This is a genomic window from Kitasatospora sp. NPDC059160 (assembly GCF_042755465.1).
In the GTDB taxonomy this organism is placed as follows: domain Bacteria; phylum Actinomycetota; class Actinomycetes; order Streptomycetales; family Streptomycetaceae; genus Kitasatospora.
In genome coordinates, this window is record NZ_JBHZCN010000084.1 from 1 (window position 1) to 13,966 (window position 13,966).

Annotated in this window: 13 protein-coding genes and 1 riboswitch; of the genes, 9 read left to right on the plus strand and 4 right to left on the minus strand. The window is 73.3% G+C overall.

Annotated elements, in window-relative coordinates; genetic code table 11:
• Window positions 1-210: 210 nt before the first annotated feature.
• Window positions 211-1,050, plus strand: coding sequence for a trehalose-phosphatase (otsB, locus tag ACFXOZ_RS30225; RefSeq protein ID WP_380593363.1), 840 nt, complete (start codon window positions 211-213; stop codon window positions 1,048-1,050).
• Here the strand turns inward: otsB and ACFXOZ_RS30230 are convergent.
• A complete protein-coding gene (locus ACFXOZ_RS30230; RefSeq protein ID WP_380593364.1) occupies window positions 1,037-2,503 on the minus strand; it encodes a trehalose-6-phosphate synthase in 1,467 nt (488 codons plus the stop codon). The two genes, otsB and ACFXOZ_RS30230, sit on opposite strands and share 14 nt — an antisense overlap.
• A 38-nt stretch (window positions 2,504-2,541) precedes the next feature.
• Window positions 2,542-3,546 carry a glucosyl-3-phosphoglycerate synthase gene (locus ACFXOZ_RS30235; protein WP_380593365.1) on the minus strand — a complete coding sequence of 335 codons (1,005 nt, stop codon included), beginning with the start codon at window positions 3,544-3,546 and terminating at the stop codon, window positions 2,542-2,544.
• A gap of 149 nt (window positions 3,547-3,695) precedes the next feature.
• A riboswitch (SAM riboswitch) is annotated at window positions 3,696-3,831 on the plus strand.
• Window positions 3,832-3,848: 17 nt separating this feature from the next.
• On the opposite strand from ACFXOZ_RS30235, the gene thrC reads away from it, so the two are divergent.
• The 5 genes from thrC to ACFXOZ_RS30260 all read left to right on the plus strand — a co-directional run bounded on the left by thrC (window position 3,849) and on the right by ACFXOZ_RS30260 (window position 8,684).
• A complete protein-coding gene (gene thrC, locus ACFXOZ_RS30240) occupies window positions 3,849-5,129 on the plus strand; it encodes a threonine synthase (protein WP_380530517.1) in 1,281 nt (426 codons plus the stop codon).
• Between the two features lie 27 nt (window positions 5,130-5,156).
• A complete protein-coding gene (locus ACFXOZ_RS30245; protein ID WP_375888691.1) occupies window positions 5,157-5,435 on the plus strand; it encodes a MoaD/ThiS family protein in 279 nt (92 codons plus the stop codon).
• 547 nt (window positions 5,436-5,982) lie between these two features.
• Window positions 5,983-6,186 (plus strand): cold-shock protein, encoded by a 204-nt coding sequence (locus ACFXOZ_RS30250; protein WP_030289665.1) that lies wholly within the window; start codon window positions 5,983-5,985, stop codon window positions 6,184-6,186.
• Between the two features lie 356 nt (window positions 6,187-6,542).
• On the plus strand, window positions 6,543-8,165 hold the full coding sequence (gene groL / locus ACFXOZ_RS30255; RefSeq protein ID WP_375888688.1) for a chaperonin GroEL: 1,623 nt from the start codon (window positions 6,543-6,545) through the stop codon (window positions 8,163-8,165).
• A 162-nt stretch (window positions 8,166-8,327) separates the two neighbouring features.
• Window positions 8,328-8,684 carry a hypothetical protein gene (locus tag ACFXOZ_RS30260; protein ID WP_380530512.1) on the plus strand — a complete coding sequence of 119 codons (357 nt, stop codon included), beginning with the start codon at window positions 8,328-8,330 and terminating at the stop codon, window positions 8,682-8,684.
• A gap of 160 nt (window positions 8,685-8,844) precedes the next feature.
• On the opposite strand, the gene ACFXOZ_RS30265 is transcribed toward ACFXOZ_RS30260, so the two are convergent.
• Window positions 8,845-9,477, minus strand: coding sequence for a hypothetical protein (locus ACFXOZ_RS30265; RefSeq protein WP_380526327.1), 633 nt, complete (start codon window positions 9,475-9,477; stop codon window positions 8,845-8,847).
• Window positions 9,478-9,583: 106 nt separating this feature from the next.
• Here ACFXOZ_RS30265 and ACFXOZ_RS30270 point away from each other — a divergent pair, with 106 nt between their 5' ends.
• The 3 genes from ACFXOZ_RS30270 to ACFXOZ_RS30280 all read left to right on the plus strand — a co-directional run bounded on the left by ACFXOZ_RS30270 (window position 9,584) and on the right by ACFXOZ_RS30280 (window position 11,727).
• Window positions 9,584-9,961: a PadR family transcriptional regulator gene (locus tag ACFXOZ_RS30270; protein WP_375888681.1), complete on the plus strand. Its 378-nt coding sequence runs from the start codon at window positions 9,584-9,586 to the stop codon at window positions 9,959-9,961.
• Window positions 9,958-10,917: a hypothetical protein gene (locus ACFXOZ_RS30275; protein WP_375888679.1), complete on the plus strand. Its 960-nt coding sequence runs from the start codon at window positions 9,958-9,960 to the stop codon at window positions 10,915-10,917. Before ACFXOZ_RS30270 ends, ACFXOZ_RS30275 begins: the two co-directional genes overlap by 4 nt.
• Before the next feature lie 123 nt (window positions 10,918-11,040).
• A complete protein-coding gene (locus ACFXOZ_RS30280) occupies window positions 11,041-11,727 on the plus strand; it encodes a copper homeostasis protein CutC (protein WP_375888678.1) in 687 nt (228 codons plus the stop codon).
• A 62-nt stretch (window positions 11,728-11,789) separates the two neighbouring features.
• Here ACFXOZ_RS30280 and ACFXOZ_RS30285 read toward each other — a convergent pair whose 3' ends face one another.
• Window positions 11,790-13,847 (minus strand): HelD family protein, encoded by a 2,058-nt coding sequence (locus tag ACFXOZ_RS30285; protein WP_375888675.1) that lies wholly within the window; start codon window positions 13,845-13,847, stop codon window positions 11,790-11,792.
• Window positions 13,848-13,966: the final 119 nt, after the last annotated feature.

The window sequence follows — 13,966 nt, forward strand, 5'->3', positions numbered from 1 at the left end:
CGCCGACCCTCATCGAGGGGGGTTGAGACCGTTGGCGGTCTGAAAATCACCCGCAACGCCCCTCTCCGCACCCACCCCCTCCACCGCCCCCTCCCGCAGCGCGTCCCTCTCGCCTCGGTCGGGTGGGGAGGTGGGTGGGGGGTGGGTGTTGGTGGGGGCGCGGGTGTTGGTGGGTGGGTGCGTCCTTGGGGGCGGGGTATGGGTGTCGGTATGGGTCTTGACGAGATGGTGGTGCCGGCGAGCGAGGCCGGGCGGGACGGGTTGCGGGCGGTGCTGGCGGCGCCCGGTGAGGCGGTGGTCGCCCTGGACTTCGACGGGACGTTGGCGCCGATCGTGGCGGATCCCTCGCGGGCGCGGGCGCATCCGGGCGTGGTGGGGGCGTTGCGGGGGTTGGCGGCGGTGGTGGGGGCCGTCGTGGTCGTGACCGGGCGGCCGGCGGGGTTGGCGGCGGAGTACGGGGGGTTCGCCGGGGTGCCGGGGCTGGTGGTGCTGGGGCACTACGGGGCCGAGCGGTGGGAGGCGGGTGAGCTCTCGGCGCCGGAGGTGCATCCGGGGGTGGCGGGGGTGCGGGGCGCGTTGCCGGGGGTGTTGGAGCGGGTGGGGGCGCCCGAGGGGACGTGGGTGGAGGACAAGGGGCGCTCGGTGGCGGTGCACACGCGGCGTACGGCGGAGCCGGAGCGGGCGCTGGAGTCGTTGCGCGGGCCGGTGGGGGAGTTGGCGGCCGAGTACGGGCTGGTGGTGGAGCCCGGGCGGCTGGTGCTGGAGTTGCGGCCGCCGGGGGTGGACAAGGGGGCGGCGCTGACCGGGTTCCTGCGCGAGCGCGGGGCGCGGGCGGTGCTGTACGCGGGGGACGACCTGGGGGACGTGGCGGCGTTCCGGGCGGTGGAGGAGTTGCGGGGGCAGGGGCTGGCCGGGCTGTTGGTGTGTGCCGGCGCGGTGGGGGACGCGCCGGTGCGGGAGCTCGCCGACCTGGCGGACGTGGTGGTCGACGGGCCCGACGGGGTGGTGGAGCTGTTGGGGGCGCTGGGGGAGGCCCTCAGAGGGCGTTGAGCTGGTCGAGGAACCACTGCTGCGGGGGGAGCGCGGTGGCCGCGGCGGCCAGGCGCTTGGTGCGGTCGGCGCGTTCCCCGGGGCTCATGGTGAGGCCGGTGTGCAGGGCCTCGGCGGTGGCGATGACGTCGTACGGGTTGACGGTGAGGGCGTCGTCGCCGAGTTCGGCGTGGGCGCCGGCCTCGCGGGACAGGACGAGGGCGCAGCCGTGGTCGGAGACCACCGGGACCTCCTTGGCGACCAGGTTCATGCCGTCCCGGATCGGGTTGACGAGGGCCACGTCGGCGAGGCGGTAGGCGGCGAGGCTGCGCGGGAAGTCGTCGTTGACGTGCAGGATCAGGGGCTGCCAGGCGGGGGTGGCGAACTCGGCGTTGATGGCGGTCGCGAGGCGTTCGACGGCGGCGGTGTAGTCGCGGTACTCGGCGAGGTCGGTCCGGGACGGGTAGGCGAAGGCGATGTGGACCACCCGGTCGTGCCACTCGGGGCGGGTGCGGAGCAGGTGCCGGTAGGCCTGGAGGCCGCGGACGATGTTCTTGCTCAGCTCGGTGCGGTCGACCCGGACGATGGTGCGGCGGTCGCCGACGGCGGCCCGGAGGGCGGCGAGGCGTTCGTCGACGTCGGGGCGGTGGGCGCGTTCGCGCAGGAAGTCGGCGTCGGCGCCCAGGGCGTGCACACCCAGGTGGGTGGTGCGGCCCTCGTGGGTGACGGTGAGGGCGGCAGGGTCGAAGGCGGCGCCGAGCAGGTCCTCGCAGCAGGCGGCGAAGGCGCGGGCCCAGCGTTCGGTGAGGAAGCCGGCCCGGTCGGCGCCGAGGATGCCGGTCAGGACGGCCCGGGCGACGTCGTCGGGGAGCAGCCGGTAGTACTCGGGCGGCGCCCACGGGGTGTGGGAGAAGTGGCCGATCCGCAGGTCGGGGCGGGCTTCGCGGAGCAGCGCCGGGGTGAGGGAGAGGTGGTAGTCCTGGACCAGGACGGCGGCTCCCGGGGCGGCCTCGGCGGCGAGGGCGTCGGCGAAGGCGGCGTTGTACGCCCGGTAGGCGGCCCACTCGGTGCGGAAGCCGGCGTCGAAGGAGGGCGCGGTGGGGGTCGCGTAGAGCAGGTGGTGGACGAACCAGAGGGTGGAGTTGGCGACGCCGTTGTAGGCGCGGGCGAAGGTCTCCGGGTCGATGTCGAGCATCCGTACGGCCTGTCCGCCGACCTCGTGCCCGGCGAGGTCGAGGCGGCCGGCGGGGGCCTCCCGGGCGGCTCTGCGGTCGGCGTCGCTTAGCGCGGCGCAGACCCAGACGGCGGTGGGGTCGTCGATCGCGGACAGGCCGGAGACCAGGCCCCCGCCGCCGCGGCGCAGGGTCAGCGTGCCGTCGTCGGCGGTGCCGAAGGACACCGGTCCCCGGTTGGAGGCCACCAGGACGGGGGCGGTTCCGGTCGCACTCGAACGTTCGGTCGTGAGATCGCCCATGGTTGGGATGTTGCCGGGGGGTCGGGGCGGCAAACCCGTCAGCGGCGGGTGGCGTATTCCGGGACGGTGTGCATCGGGGGGCGTTCCAGGGCCGTCACGGGGTGGGTGTGGGCGGTGAAGGCGCGGGTGTGGGGGTCGCGGGTGAACTGGGTGAGGTGGGGGTGGACGAGGTCGGCGGAGGCCTTGAGGCGGTGGGAGCGGTCGAGGCGTTCCAGGGCGGTGCGGTAGATGGTGGCGGCCATCCGGCCGAGGGCCTGGCCGTCCTGGTGGCGGTGGTGCCGCACGCCGACGTCGACCTGGGCCAGCGCGTCGAGGCCGACCTGGTCCAGGGCGTCGACCAGGAGGCCGAGTTCGACGCCGTAGCCGGTGGGGAAGGGCAGCCGTTCGAGCAGTGAGCGGCGGGCCGCGTACTCGCCGCCGAGGGGCTGGACGAAGCCGGCGAGTTCCGGCCAGTGGAGGTTGAGCAGGGGGCGGGCGACGAGTTCGGTGACCCGGCCGCCGCCGGCCGGGACGATCGCGCCGCTTTCGGTCTCGAGCGGGCGGTCGTACATGGCCTTGACCAGGTGGATGTCGGGGTCGGTGAGCAGCGGGCCGACGATGCCGGAGACGAAGGCCGGGTCGAACTCGCGCAGGTCGGCGTCGATGAAGCAGACGATGTCGCCGTGGGTGACCAGCAGGGAGCGCCAGAGCACCTCGCCCTTGCCGGGGACGGCGGGCAGCCGGGGGAGGATCCGGTCGCGGTGTTCCACCCGGGCGCCGGCCTCGGCGGCGAAGGCGGCGGTGGCGTCGGTGGAGCCGGAGTCGACCACGACGAGTTCGTCGACGAGCGGGATCCGGTCCATGAGCTCGCGCCGGACGGTGCGGACGATGTCGCCGACGGTGGCCTCCTCGTCGAGGGCGGGGAGGACGACGCTGACCGTCCGGCCGGTGCGCCGTTTGGCGGCGAGGAGGGCGTCGACCGGCCGCTCGGCCGCGCTCCACGAGCGGCGGCGGAGCCAGGACGCCGCCTGTGGGAGGAGGGCGTGGGTCGGTTCGGCGGGCACGGTGACTCTCCTCGGCGGGATCGGGTGGGACGGGTCATCTCGCTTGGCGGACGGTCCCGTTCAGGGTTGGCGCCTTCGGATACAGTCTTCGTACAGCGGTCGGACCTTTGCACGCCGGGGTCGCCGCTGCGCACCACCACAATTTCACAAGCTCATCCAGAGGGACTGAGGGAACGGCCCGTTGACGTCCCGGCAACCTTCTCGCTCGGCTGTCGTTGACAGGCCCCGGCGGGACAGGTGCCAATTCCGGCCTGTGGCGCGACCGCGCCGCGGGGAAGATGAGGAGAGAGGCCTCCGCCATCATGGCTATCGACATCGCCGCACCTGTTTCCGTCGACCTCGGCCCCGCCGCCGCCCTGTCCTGTCGGGAGTGCGGAACCCGCTTCCCGCTCGGCCCCAGCTTCGCCTGTGTGGAGTGCTTCGGGCCGCTGGAGATCGCCTACGAGTTCGGCGGCGAGCGCGCCGAGGAGCTGCGCAGGCGGATCGAGTCCGGCCCCGCGTCCATCTGGCGGTACGCGCCGCTGCTGCCGGTGCCGGCCGACGTCGCCTCGAAGCCCAACCTGAACCCCGGCTGGACCCCGCTGGTGAAGGCGGACAACCTGGGCCGGGAGCTCGGGTTCACCGCGCAGCTGCACGTCAAGGACGACTCGGGCAACCCGACGCACTCGTTCAAGGACCGGGTGGTGGCCTGCGCGATCGAGGCGGCCCGGGCGTTCGGCTACACCACGCTGTCCTGCTCGTCGACCGGCAACCTGGCCGGTGCGGTGGGTGCGGCGGCGGCCCGGGCCGGGTTCCGCTCCTGCGTGTTCATCCCGCACGACCTGGAGCAGGGCAAGGTCGTGATGGCCGGGGTGTACGGCGGTGAGCTGGTCGGCATCGAGGGCAACTACGACGACGTGAACCGGTTCTGCTCGGAGCTGATCGGGGACCCGGCCGGCGAGGGCTGGGGCTTCGTCAACGTCAATCTGCGGCCGTACTACGGCGAGGGCTCCAAGACGCTGGCGTACGAGATCTGCGAGCAGCTCGGCTGGCGGCTGCCGGAGCAGATCGTCATCCCGATCGCCTCGGGCTCGCAGCTGACGAAGATCGACAAGGGTCTGCAGGAGCTGATCAAGCTGGGCCTGGTGGAGGACCGGCCGTACCGGATCTTCGGCGCCCAGGCGGAGGGCTGCTCGCCGGTGTCGGCGGCGTTCAAGGCCGGCCGGGACGTGATCAGGCCGGTGAAGCCGGACACCATCGCCAAGTCGCTGGCGATCGGCAACCCGGCGGACGGCCCGTACGTGCTGGACATCGCCCGCCGGACCGGCGGCGCGGTGGAGGACGTCACGGACGCGGAGGTGGTGGCGGCGATCCGGCTGCTGGCCCGGACCGAGGGGATCTTCGCGGAGACCGCGGGCGGGGTGACCGTCGGTGTGCTGAAGAAGCTCGTGGAGACCGGTCAGCTGGACCCGTCCAAGGAGACCGTCGCGATCAACACCGGGGACGGCCTGAAGACGCTGGACGCCGTCTCCGAGGCGGGCATGACCGCCGTCATCCGCCCGACGCTGGACTCCTTCCACGCCGCCGGCCTCGCGTCCGTCTGATCCACCCCCCACCCCGCTAGGAGAGTCATGAGCGCCAACGTCCGCATCCCCACCATCCTGCGCACCTACACCGGCGGTGCGGCCGAGGTGCCCGCCGAGGGGGCCACCCTGGGCGAGGTCATCGCCGACCTGGAGCGCAACCACGCGGGCATCGCGGCCCGGATCCTGGACGACACCGGCAAGCTGCGCCGCTTCGTCAACGTGTACGTGAACGACGACGACGTGCGGTTCGCCGAGGGCCTGGCGACCGGGATCGCGGACGGTGCGAGCGTTTCGATCATTCCGGCGGTGGCCGGCGGCTGCTGAGCCGTTCCCGCTTCCCGGCCGTCCGCGCGTACGGAATTCCGCTCTCCGTACGCGCGGACGGCCGTCGGCATTTCGGTGGGAATATTTTCGGTCCGAGTCGGAGTAGAGTGTGGCTCTGCTGGGAACAGGGCTTCCCCTTCCGGCGGTGGGTGCTTCGCCGGAGCCCGTCCGGGCGCTGAGACCGGCCCGGGGCCCGGGCGGTGAAACATGTCAGGCAGATGTCAGAATTCCTGCAGGCATTTGAGTAATTCGTCCGCTATGTCCGGCGCTAATTGCCGATTTCCTCCCGGTTTGTTCGCTCTTGTCTCTCGACGGGGCTGCGGAATTCCCGGCGGCGGACCCTGTTGCAGAGGGCGTCGATCCGGATACATTCAGCGGCGGTCGACGTAATCAACCGCTCACGGAAGCCGTCCGGCGCCCCCGTGCGGAGGATTGCGGCGTGCACGGCTGCGTCCAGGGGGGGTTCCCCGGGCCGGCCTTCAAACCAGACCCGGGCCCGCGACCTGCTGGCCCGTGAAGGGCCAGCACAGCACTAGGGGAGTTTGGAATGGCTCAGGGCACCGTCAAGTGGTTCAACGCGGAGAAGGGCTACGGCTTCATCGCGGTCGACGGTGGTGCGGACGTCTTCGTCCACTACAGCGCGATCCAGATGGACGGCTACCGCACCCTCGAGGAGGGCCAGCGGGTCGAGTTCGAGATCTCCCAGGGACAGAAGGGCCCGCAGGCGGACATGGTCCGCGCGGCGGTCTGACCTCTTCCGGAACCCAGGAGCTCGGCGCGGCCCACGGCTGGTGACCACTCGCTTCTCGACGGGCCCGTACGACACGCGTCGTACGGGCCCGTTCGCGTTCCCGCGCCGGGCCGTCCGGGGTGCCGGGCGGGGGCGGGCGGAGGTGGGCGGCGGCTCGCGGGTCGGCCGTGGGGCTTGCACTCGACCACCCGGAGTGCTAATCATTGGCGTTAGCACTCACAGTGTGAGAGTGACAGCGGACCGGGTCGGTGAGGCCCCCGGGAGCGGCAGGGGAATGGACCTCCGCACACCAGGGCCGTCCGTCGCGGGCACCCCTTGGTCCGAGCAGTCGACCGTGTCCCGGAGGACCACTTCTGATGGCCAAGATCATCGCCTTTGATGAGGAAGCTCGCCGCGGCCTTGAGCGTGGCATGAACCAGCTCGCCGACGCGGTGAAGGTCACGCTCGGCCCCAAGGGCCGCAACGTCGTGCTGGAGAAGAAGTGGGGCGCCCCCACGATCACCAACGACGGTGTCTCCATCGCCAAGGAGATCGAGCTCGAGGACCCCTACGAGAAGATCGGCGCGGAGCTCGTCAAGGAGGTCGCCAAGAAGACGGACGACGTCGCGGGTGACGGCACCACCACCGCCACCGTGCTCGCCCAGGCCCTGGTTCGCGAGGGTCTGCGCAACGTCGCCGCCGGCGCCAACCCGATGGCCCTCAAGCGCGGTATCGAGAAGGCCGTGGCCGCCGTCTCGGACCAGCTGCTGGCCCAGGCCAAGGACGTGGAGACCAAGGAGCAGATCGCCTCCACCGCCTCCATCTCCGCCGCTGACACCCAGATCGGCGAGCTCATCGCCGAGGCCATGGACAAGGTCGGCAAGGAAGGCGTCATCACCGTCGAGGAGAGCAACACCTTCGGTCTGGAGCTCGAGCTCACCGAGGGCATGCGCTTCGACAAGGGCTACATCTCCGCCTACTTCGCCACCGACCTGGAGCGCATGGAGGCGACGTTCGAGGACCCGTACATCCTCATCGCCAACTCCAAGATCGGCTCGGTCAAGGACCTGCTCCCGCTGCTGGAGAAGGTCATGCAGAGCGGCAAGCCGCTCGTCATCATCGCCGAGGACGTCGAGGGCGAGGCCCTGTCGACCCTGGTCGTGAACAAGATCCGCGGCACCTTCAAGTCCGTCGCCGTCAAGGCCCCGGGCTTCGGCGACCGCCGCAAGGCCATGCTCGGCGACATCGCCATCCTCACCGGTGGCACCGTGATCTCCGAGGAGGTCGGCCTCAAGCTGGAGAACGCCGGCATCGACCTGCTGGGCACCGCCCGCAAGGTGGTCATCACCAAGGACGAGACCACCATCGTCGACGGTGGCGGCGACAGCGACCAGGTCGCCGGCCGCGTGAACCAGATCCGCGCCGAGATCGAGAACAGCGACTCGGACTACGACCGCGAGAAGCTCCAGGAGCGCCTCGCCAAGCTGGCCGGCGGCGTGGCCGTCATCAAGGCCGGCGCGGCCACCGAGGTGGAGCTCAAGGAGCGCAAGCACCGCATCGAGGACGCCGTCCGCAACGCCAAGGCCGCCGTCGAGGAGGGCATCGTCGCCGGTGGTGGCGTCGCGCTGCTGCAGGCCGGTGTCGCCTTCGACAAGCTGGAGCTGGAGGGCGACGAGGCCACCGGTGCCAACATCGTCAAGGTCGCGCTGGAGGCCCCGATCAAGCAGATCGCGACCAACGCCGGCCTGGAGGGTGGCGTCGTGGTGGAGAAGGTGCGCAACCTCCCCGCCGGTCACGGCCTGAACGCCGCCACCAACGAGTACGTCGACCTGGTCGCCGCGGGCATCATCGACCCGGCCAAGGTCACCCGCTCCGCGCTGCAGAACGCCGCGTCCATCGCGGCGCTGTTCCTCACCACCGAGGCCGTCATCGCCGACAAGCCGGAGAAGGCCGCCGCGGCCGCCGGCGGCGGCATGCCGGGCGGTGACATGGACTTCTGATCCTGATCGGACTCCGATCGGATCGGCTGATCCTCGTCCGCGTGGGCGGTTCCCTTCGGGGGGCCGCCCACGCGGCGTTTCCGCCCCGGGGCGTTCCGGCTCCGGGGCGTTGCGGTCCCGGATCCGTTTTGAAGCCACGGGCGGGCCGCGGAGAATGGACGGATGGCTTCCGACGACATCGAGACCGCCCTGCACAACGCCCGGGCCCGGATCCTGGCCGACCTCACTGCGCGGGACGTGGCGGACGCCGCCGTCGTCTCGCTGGTGGAACAGGCCGTCACCCACCGCCGCTGGTGGCTGGAGCAGTGGCCGGACGGCACCGAGTACGTGCTCGGGCTGGTCGCCCAGGACGTCCAGGACGCGCTGCTGGAGGCGTACGGCCGGTGGCCGCTGTGCACCGGCTGCGCGGCCGACGGGGACCCGCACGCGCTGAGCGTGGAGCCCGAGCTGGGGCCGGAGCCGCACTGGGTGTGCGGCAAGCAGGGGGCCGTGGTGGCGCCGGTGGGGGAGCTGGGTTAGGGCCTGTCCGGCGGATCTTGGCAGATCAGCGCGCGGCGTTGGGCGCCCGGCTGGGCGTGCGCCCGAGTCGGCCTCGTACTGGACGTACTTGGGCGATTCGGGCGTGCGTCCAGGCGGGATGCCCGGCGTCGCGCGCCTGGCAAGATCCGCCGGACAGGCCCTAGTCCTCCAGGCGCTGGAGTTCGGTGGTGAGGTTGGTGCGGGCCGGTTCGGCGAGGCGCCGGTGGGCGTCGGGGGTGCGGTAGAGGGCCGGGAGCGCCAGCAGGTGGCGCAGGACGGCGGCGCGGCCGGTGCGGAAGTCCGGCTCGGGGACGAAGGCGTACTCCTCCCGAACGGCGGCCGCGTACGCCGCGTAGGCCTCGGGGGTGCCGCCGAGGACGGCGAGGTCCGCGTCGCAGAGCACCTCGCCGTCGCGGTCGCCGGGGGCCGGGGCGTGGCCGACGGTGAGCAGGACCAGCCGTTCGACCTCGGCGACGCGCTCGGCGGGCAGGCCGACGGCGGTCAGCGCGCGGACGGCGAGGGCGGCGCTGCGCTCCTCGTTCTCGGTGCGGTCGGGGCGGTACACGGCGTCGTGGAACCAGGCGGCGAGCCGGACGGTGTCGGGGTCGGCCGCGTGCCCGGCGAGCGCGTCGACGTGGCGCAGGACGGCGCGCAGGTGCTCGGCGGTGTGGTACCGGCGGCGCGGGTCCGACCAGCGGCGCAGCAGTTCGCGGCCGTACGGCTCGGGGTCGTCGGTGGCGCCGCAGCGGTGCAGCAGGGCGGTCCAGGCGGTGAGCAGGTCCTCGGTCGGCATGGGGCACATTGTGGCGGGTCGGGTCGGGGCGAGGCGGGTCGGACCGGATCGGATCGGCACGGGCCGGCGCTGGACCTATAGGTAGGTTGACGATATATGTAGTCGTATGACAGAACGCTCCATGCAGGAGCCCACGCTGCTGCTGCTCACCGCCCTGGCCGACCAGCCCAGACACGGCTACGCGCTGATCCAGGAGGTCGCCGCCATCTCGGACGGCCGGGTCAAGATGCGTACCGGCACCCTGTACGGCGCCCTCGACCGGCTGCTGGGCCAGGGCCTGATCGAGGTCGCCGCCGAAGAGGTGGTGGACGGCCGGGCCCGGCGCAGCTACGCGCTGACTGCGGCCGGCCGGGACGCGCTGGCCGCCGAGGCCGGGCGGTTGCGGGCCGTGGCCACCGAGGCGGAGCGGCGGCTGACCAGGATCCGGTCGATGCTGCCGGGCAGGGCCGGGGAACGGCCCGCGACGGGGGGAGGACTCTCATGACCATGCCGGTGATCGGCCCCGCGCCCTCGGCGGTGCTGCGGGCCGCGCTGCGGCTCTACCCGGCGCGCTACCGGCACGAGCGCGGCGAGGAACTGGCCGAGGTGTTCGCCGACACGACGGCGGCGGGCGGCCGGGTGGCCCTGGCCCGGGAGGTGCTCGGCCTGGCGGTGTACGGGCTGCGGGTGCGGCTGGGGCTGACCGGCGGGTCGGCGGCCGGACGGCTGCTCGCGCTGGTGGCGCCGATGATCGCCGGTGCGGCGGTCGGGGCCACCATGGTGCCCTGGGCCGCCCACCTGGAGCGGACCACCAGGTGGCTCGCCTGGGACGACTCCTTCGGCAACCACGTCCGGGCGTTCGCCCCGCCGGCGGCCGCGCTGCTGCTCGGGGTGGCGGCCCTGCTGGGGCGGTGGACGGCCGTCCGGGTCACCGCGCTGCTGCTGGGCGCCATCGGGCTGTACGACCTGGGCCGGGCCGTCTGGGAGCCGGGCGGCCTCGACGTCTGGTGGGTCGGCTACATCGGGATGGCCACGCTGCCGTTCGTGGTGGCCGCGCTGCTGCTGGCCGTCGCGCCGACCGACCTGCTGCCCCGGCCGAACCTGCGGACCGCCGCTCTGGTGCTGGCCTCGGCGGTCGTCGGCGGGGTGCTGGAGGTGGTCCAGGACTGGGACGACACCAGCTTCCGGCTGGACCTCCAGTGGTTCGTGGTGCTGCTGCTCGCCCCGACCCTGCTGACCTTCGCGGGGCTGCGCGGGCGGACGGGGCCGGCCGCGGTGGGGCTGGCGGTGCTGGTGCTGACCGGGCCCGGCAGCCTGTTCAACATCTGGCGGGAGGCCCGCGGGGTCTCGCACCTGTTGCCGGTGGCGGTGCCGGTGCTGGCCGTGCTGGTCCTGGTGGCGCTGGCGGAGCGGCGGTTCGGTCGGCAGGAGTCCTTCGGGATGGTGCCGGGACGGGTGTGACCGGCTCCACCACTGGCCTGCCGCGTCCCCGCCCCCCGGCGTGACCGCACCCCCGCTCCCGGCGTGACCGGAACGGGGGTGCGGGTCTCGCCGGGGGCGGGGGGATGTGGCAGGCTGTCTGATATGTCTAGACCAATTTTCGAAGTCATCGCGCTGACGCCCCAGGACGCCCAGGCAGCCGAGTCCGGCGGCGCCGACCGGCTCGAACTGGTCACCGACATGGCCGCCGACGGACTCACCCCCTCCGTCGAGGACTTCGCCCGGATCCGGGCCGCCGTCGACCTCCCGCTGCGCGTCATGCTCCGGATCCGGGACGGCTTCGCCCCCGGCGACCTCGACGAGCTGTGCGCCCGGGCCGCCGCGCTGCGGGCCGAGGGCGCCGAGGAGTTCGTGCTCGGCTTCCTGGACGCCGGGGGCGCCGTCGACCTGGCCGCCACCACGGCCGTCGCCGAGGCGATCGCCGGCTGCCGCTGGACCTTCCACCGGGCGATCGACCACAGCGCCGACCGGGCCGCGCTGCGCGCCGCCGTCGGGGCCCTGCCCGGGCTGGACACCTTCCTCACCTCCGGCGCGGCCGCCGGGGTGGACGCCGGCCGGGAGGTGCTGTCCGCCGAGCTGGCCCGGGCGGGCGAGCCCGGGTACGCCCAGCGGATCCTGATCGGCGGCGGCCTGCGGGCCGAGCACGTCGAGGGGCTGCGGGCGGAGGGCTTCGACGCCTTCCACGTCGGCGGCGCGGTGCGGGCCGACGGCTGGCTGACGCCGGTCGACGCGGCCAAGGTCGCCGAGTGGCGGGCGATGATCGACGCCTGAACCAGGCGCCCGACCCTGTCGGAGGGGCCGGTCCCGGTGCCGGGACCGGCCCCTTCCGCGCGTTACCCGAGCTGCTCCGGCAGCGGCTCGGCGTGCAGCACCGTCAGGCCGGAGACGGCACGGGTGAGCGCCACGTACAGCCGGCGCAGGCCGGTCCGCTCGTCCGGCTCGCCGGCCACCACCGCGGCCGGTTCGTCCAGCACCACGTAGTCGTACTCCAGACCCTTGGCCAGTGAGGCGGGGACGAGGGTCAGCCGGCTCTCGGCGCTGGTCTCGGTGCCGGGGGAGAGGTGCGCCAGTCCGGCGGCGGTGAGCAGTTCGGCGAGCCGGGGGATCCGGGCGTCGGCGGCGATCAGGCCGGTCGAGCCCTCGTGCTCCAGCGCCTCCCGGCAGGCCGCCAGGACGGCCGCGTCCAGGTCCGGCTCCGCGCCGTCGACCGGGCGGATCTCCAGGGCGCCGGGGGTGTCGCGGACGGAGGTCGCCGGGGCCAGGCCCGGGGCGATCGCGGGCAGCAGCCGGGAGGCGTAGGCGATGACCTCCTCGGGCACCCGGAAGCCCTTGGTCAGCTCCTCCACGTGCGCCTCGGGCTTGCCCAGGTGGTGCAGGGCGTCCGGCCAGCTCGCGGTCGCCCACGGGGTGGTGCCCTGGGCGAGGTCGCCGAGGACGGTCGCCGAGCCGGTGGTGCAGCGGCGGCCGACCGCGCGGTACTGCATGGGGGAGAGGTCCTGGGCCTCGTCCAGCACCACGTGCCCGAGCGAGGGCGTGCGCTGGACGAGGTCCGTCGCCTCGTCGACCAGGACGGCGTCGGCGGGGGTCCAGCGGGCGGTCTTCACCGAGCGGCCGGGCTTGGGCCAGAGCACCGCCCGCTGCTCCTCGGCGGTCAGCACGCCCTCGGCGCACGCGGCCAGGAACTCCGGGTCGGAGAGCAGCCGCAGCACCAGCTTGGCCGGGTCGACGGCCGGCCAGCACTCCTTGACCACGGCCTTGACGGCGGCGTTGCGGGCCACCGCGTCCTGCACCCGGTCGTCCGGGGCCTCGCCGCCCTGCTCCATCTTGAGCAGCACGGTGTGCGCGATGCGCTGCGGCAGGGCGTCCCGGGCGGCGCCGTAGCGGACCTCGCGGGCCTTCAACTCCTCGATGATCCCGATCAGTTCGTGTGCCGGGACACGCCAGCGGCGGGAGCCGCGGACCACCACGCAGGGTTCGGTGGGCAGCGTGATGCCCGCCCGTACGGCCCGGCGGAGCACCTCGGCCATCCGGGCGTCGCCCTTGAGCCGGGCCGCCTCCGGGTCGTCCTCGCCCCGCACCTCGACGTGGGCGACCAGCTGCTGCACGGTGGCCTGGGCGACCTCCAGCTCGCCGAGGGCCGGCAGGACCTGCTCGATGTAGGAGAGGAAGGCGTTGTTCGGCCCGATCACCAGGGTGCCGGTCCGGGCCAGCCGCTCGCGGTGGGCGTACAGCAGGTAGGCGACGCGGTGCAGGCCGACCGCGGTCTTCCCGGTGCCGGGCGCCCCCTGGACGCAGATGGTGCCCGTGATGTCGGAGCGGACGATCTCGTCCTGCTCGGGCTGGATGGTGGCGACGATGTCGCGCATCGGGCCGACGCGGGGCTTCTCGATCTCGGCCGCGAGCAGGGCGGAGGAGGTCTCCTGCTCGGCGGGGTCGGTGAGGTGCTCGTCCTCGTAGGCGGTGAGCTCGCCGCCGGTGTAGCCGAAGCGGCGGCGGCGCTCGACGTCCATCGGGTCCTTGCGGCTGGCCCGGTAGAACGGCTGGGAGACCGGGGCGCGCCAGTCGATCACCATCGGGTCGCCGTCGGCGTCGTGGACGTGCCGGCGGCCGATGTAGAAGTTCTCGCCCCCGCCGCCCTCGCTGAGTTCCTCGCTGACCGCGTGGAGGTAGTCGAGCCGGCCGAAGAACAGCGGGGTGTCGGAGAGGTCGGCCAGGGCGGCGATCCTGGCCTCGATCTGGTTCTGCAGGATGACGGCGGTGACCCAGGTGCCGGTCACGTCGCGGATGTCGAGGGACTGGACGTCCTCGCGCATCGCCCGCAGCGCGGACCGGGACGAGGCCAGGTGGTCGCGCTCGCGCTGGAGCGGGTCGGTGGTGGGGGTGGCGGGCACAGCGAACCTTCCCGGCTGCCCCGGAGGCGGGCGCAGCGGATCGATGGAGCTCACGGTGGGGTACAGCCGACCGGTTGCCGTGCGGTCGGCACCTCCCCCGGCTGCCGGCGGAAAACGCG

Bases quoted from the DNA above. Each gene is read 5' to 3' on its own strand.
- otsB (WP_380593363.1), top strand. From the start codon at position 211: ATGGGTCTTGACGAGATGGTGGTGCCGGCGAGCGAGGCCGGGCGGGAC.
- ACFXOZ_RS30230 (WP_380593364.1), bottom strand. From the start codon at position 2,503: ATGGGCGATCTCACGACCGAACGTTCGAGTGCGACCGGAACCGCCCCC.
- thrC (WP_380530517.1), top strand. From the start codon at position 3,849: ATGGCTATCGACATCGCCGCACCTGTTTCCGTCGACCTCGGCCCCGCC.
- ACFXOZ_RS30245 (WP_375888691.1), top strand. From the start codon at position 5,157: ATGAGCGCCAACGTCCGCATCCCCACCATCCTGCGCACCTACACCGGC.
- ACFXOZ_RS30250 (WP_030289665.1), top strand. From the start codon at position 5,983: ATGGCTCAGGGCACCGTCAAGTGGTTCAACGCGGAGAAGGGCTACGGC.
- groL (WP_375888688.1), top strand. From the start codon at position 6,543: ATGGCCAAGATCATCGCCTTTGATGAGGAAGCTCGCCGCGGCCTTGAG.
- ACFXOZ_RS30260 (WP_380530512.1), top strand. From the start codon at position 8,328: ATGGCTTCCGACGACATCGAGACCGCCCTGCACAACGCCCGGGCCCGG.
- ACFXOZ_RS30265 (WP_380526327.1), bottom strand. From the start codon at position 9,477: ATGCCGACCGAGGACCTGCTCACCGCCTGGACCGCCCTGCTGCACCGC.
- ACFXOZ_RS30270 (WP_375888681.1), top strand. From the start codon at position 9,584: ATGACAGAACGCTCCATGCAGGAGCCCACGCTGCTGCTGCTCACCGCC.
- ACFXOZ_RS30275 (WP_375888679.1), top strand. From the start codon at position 9,958: ATGACCATGCCGGTGATCGGCCCCGCGCCCTCGGCGGTGCTGCGGGCC.
- ACFXOZ_RS30280 (WP_375888678.1), top strand. From the start codon at position 11,041: ATGTCTAGACCAATTTTCGAAGTCATCGCGCTGACGCCCCAGGACGCC.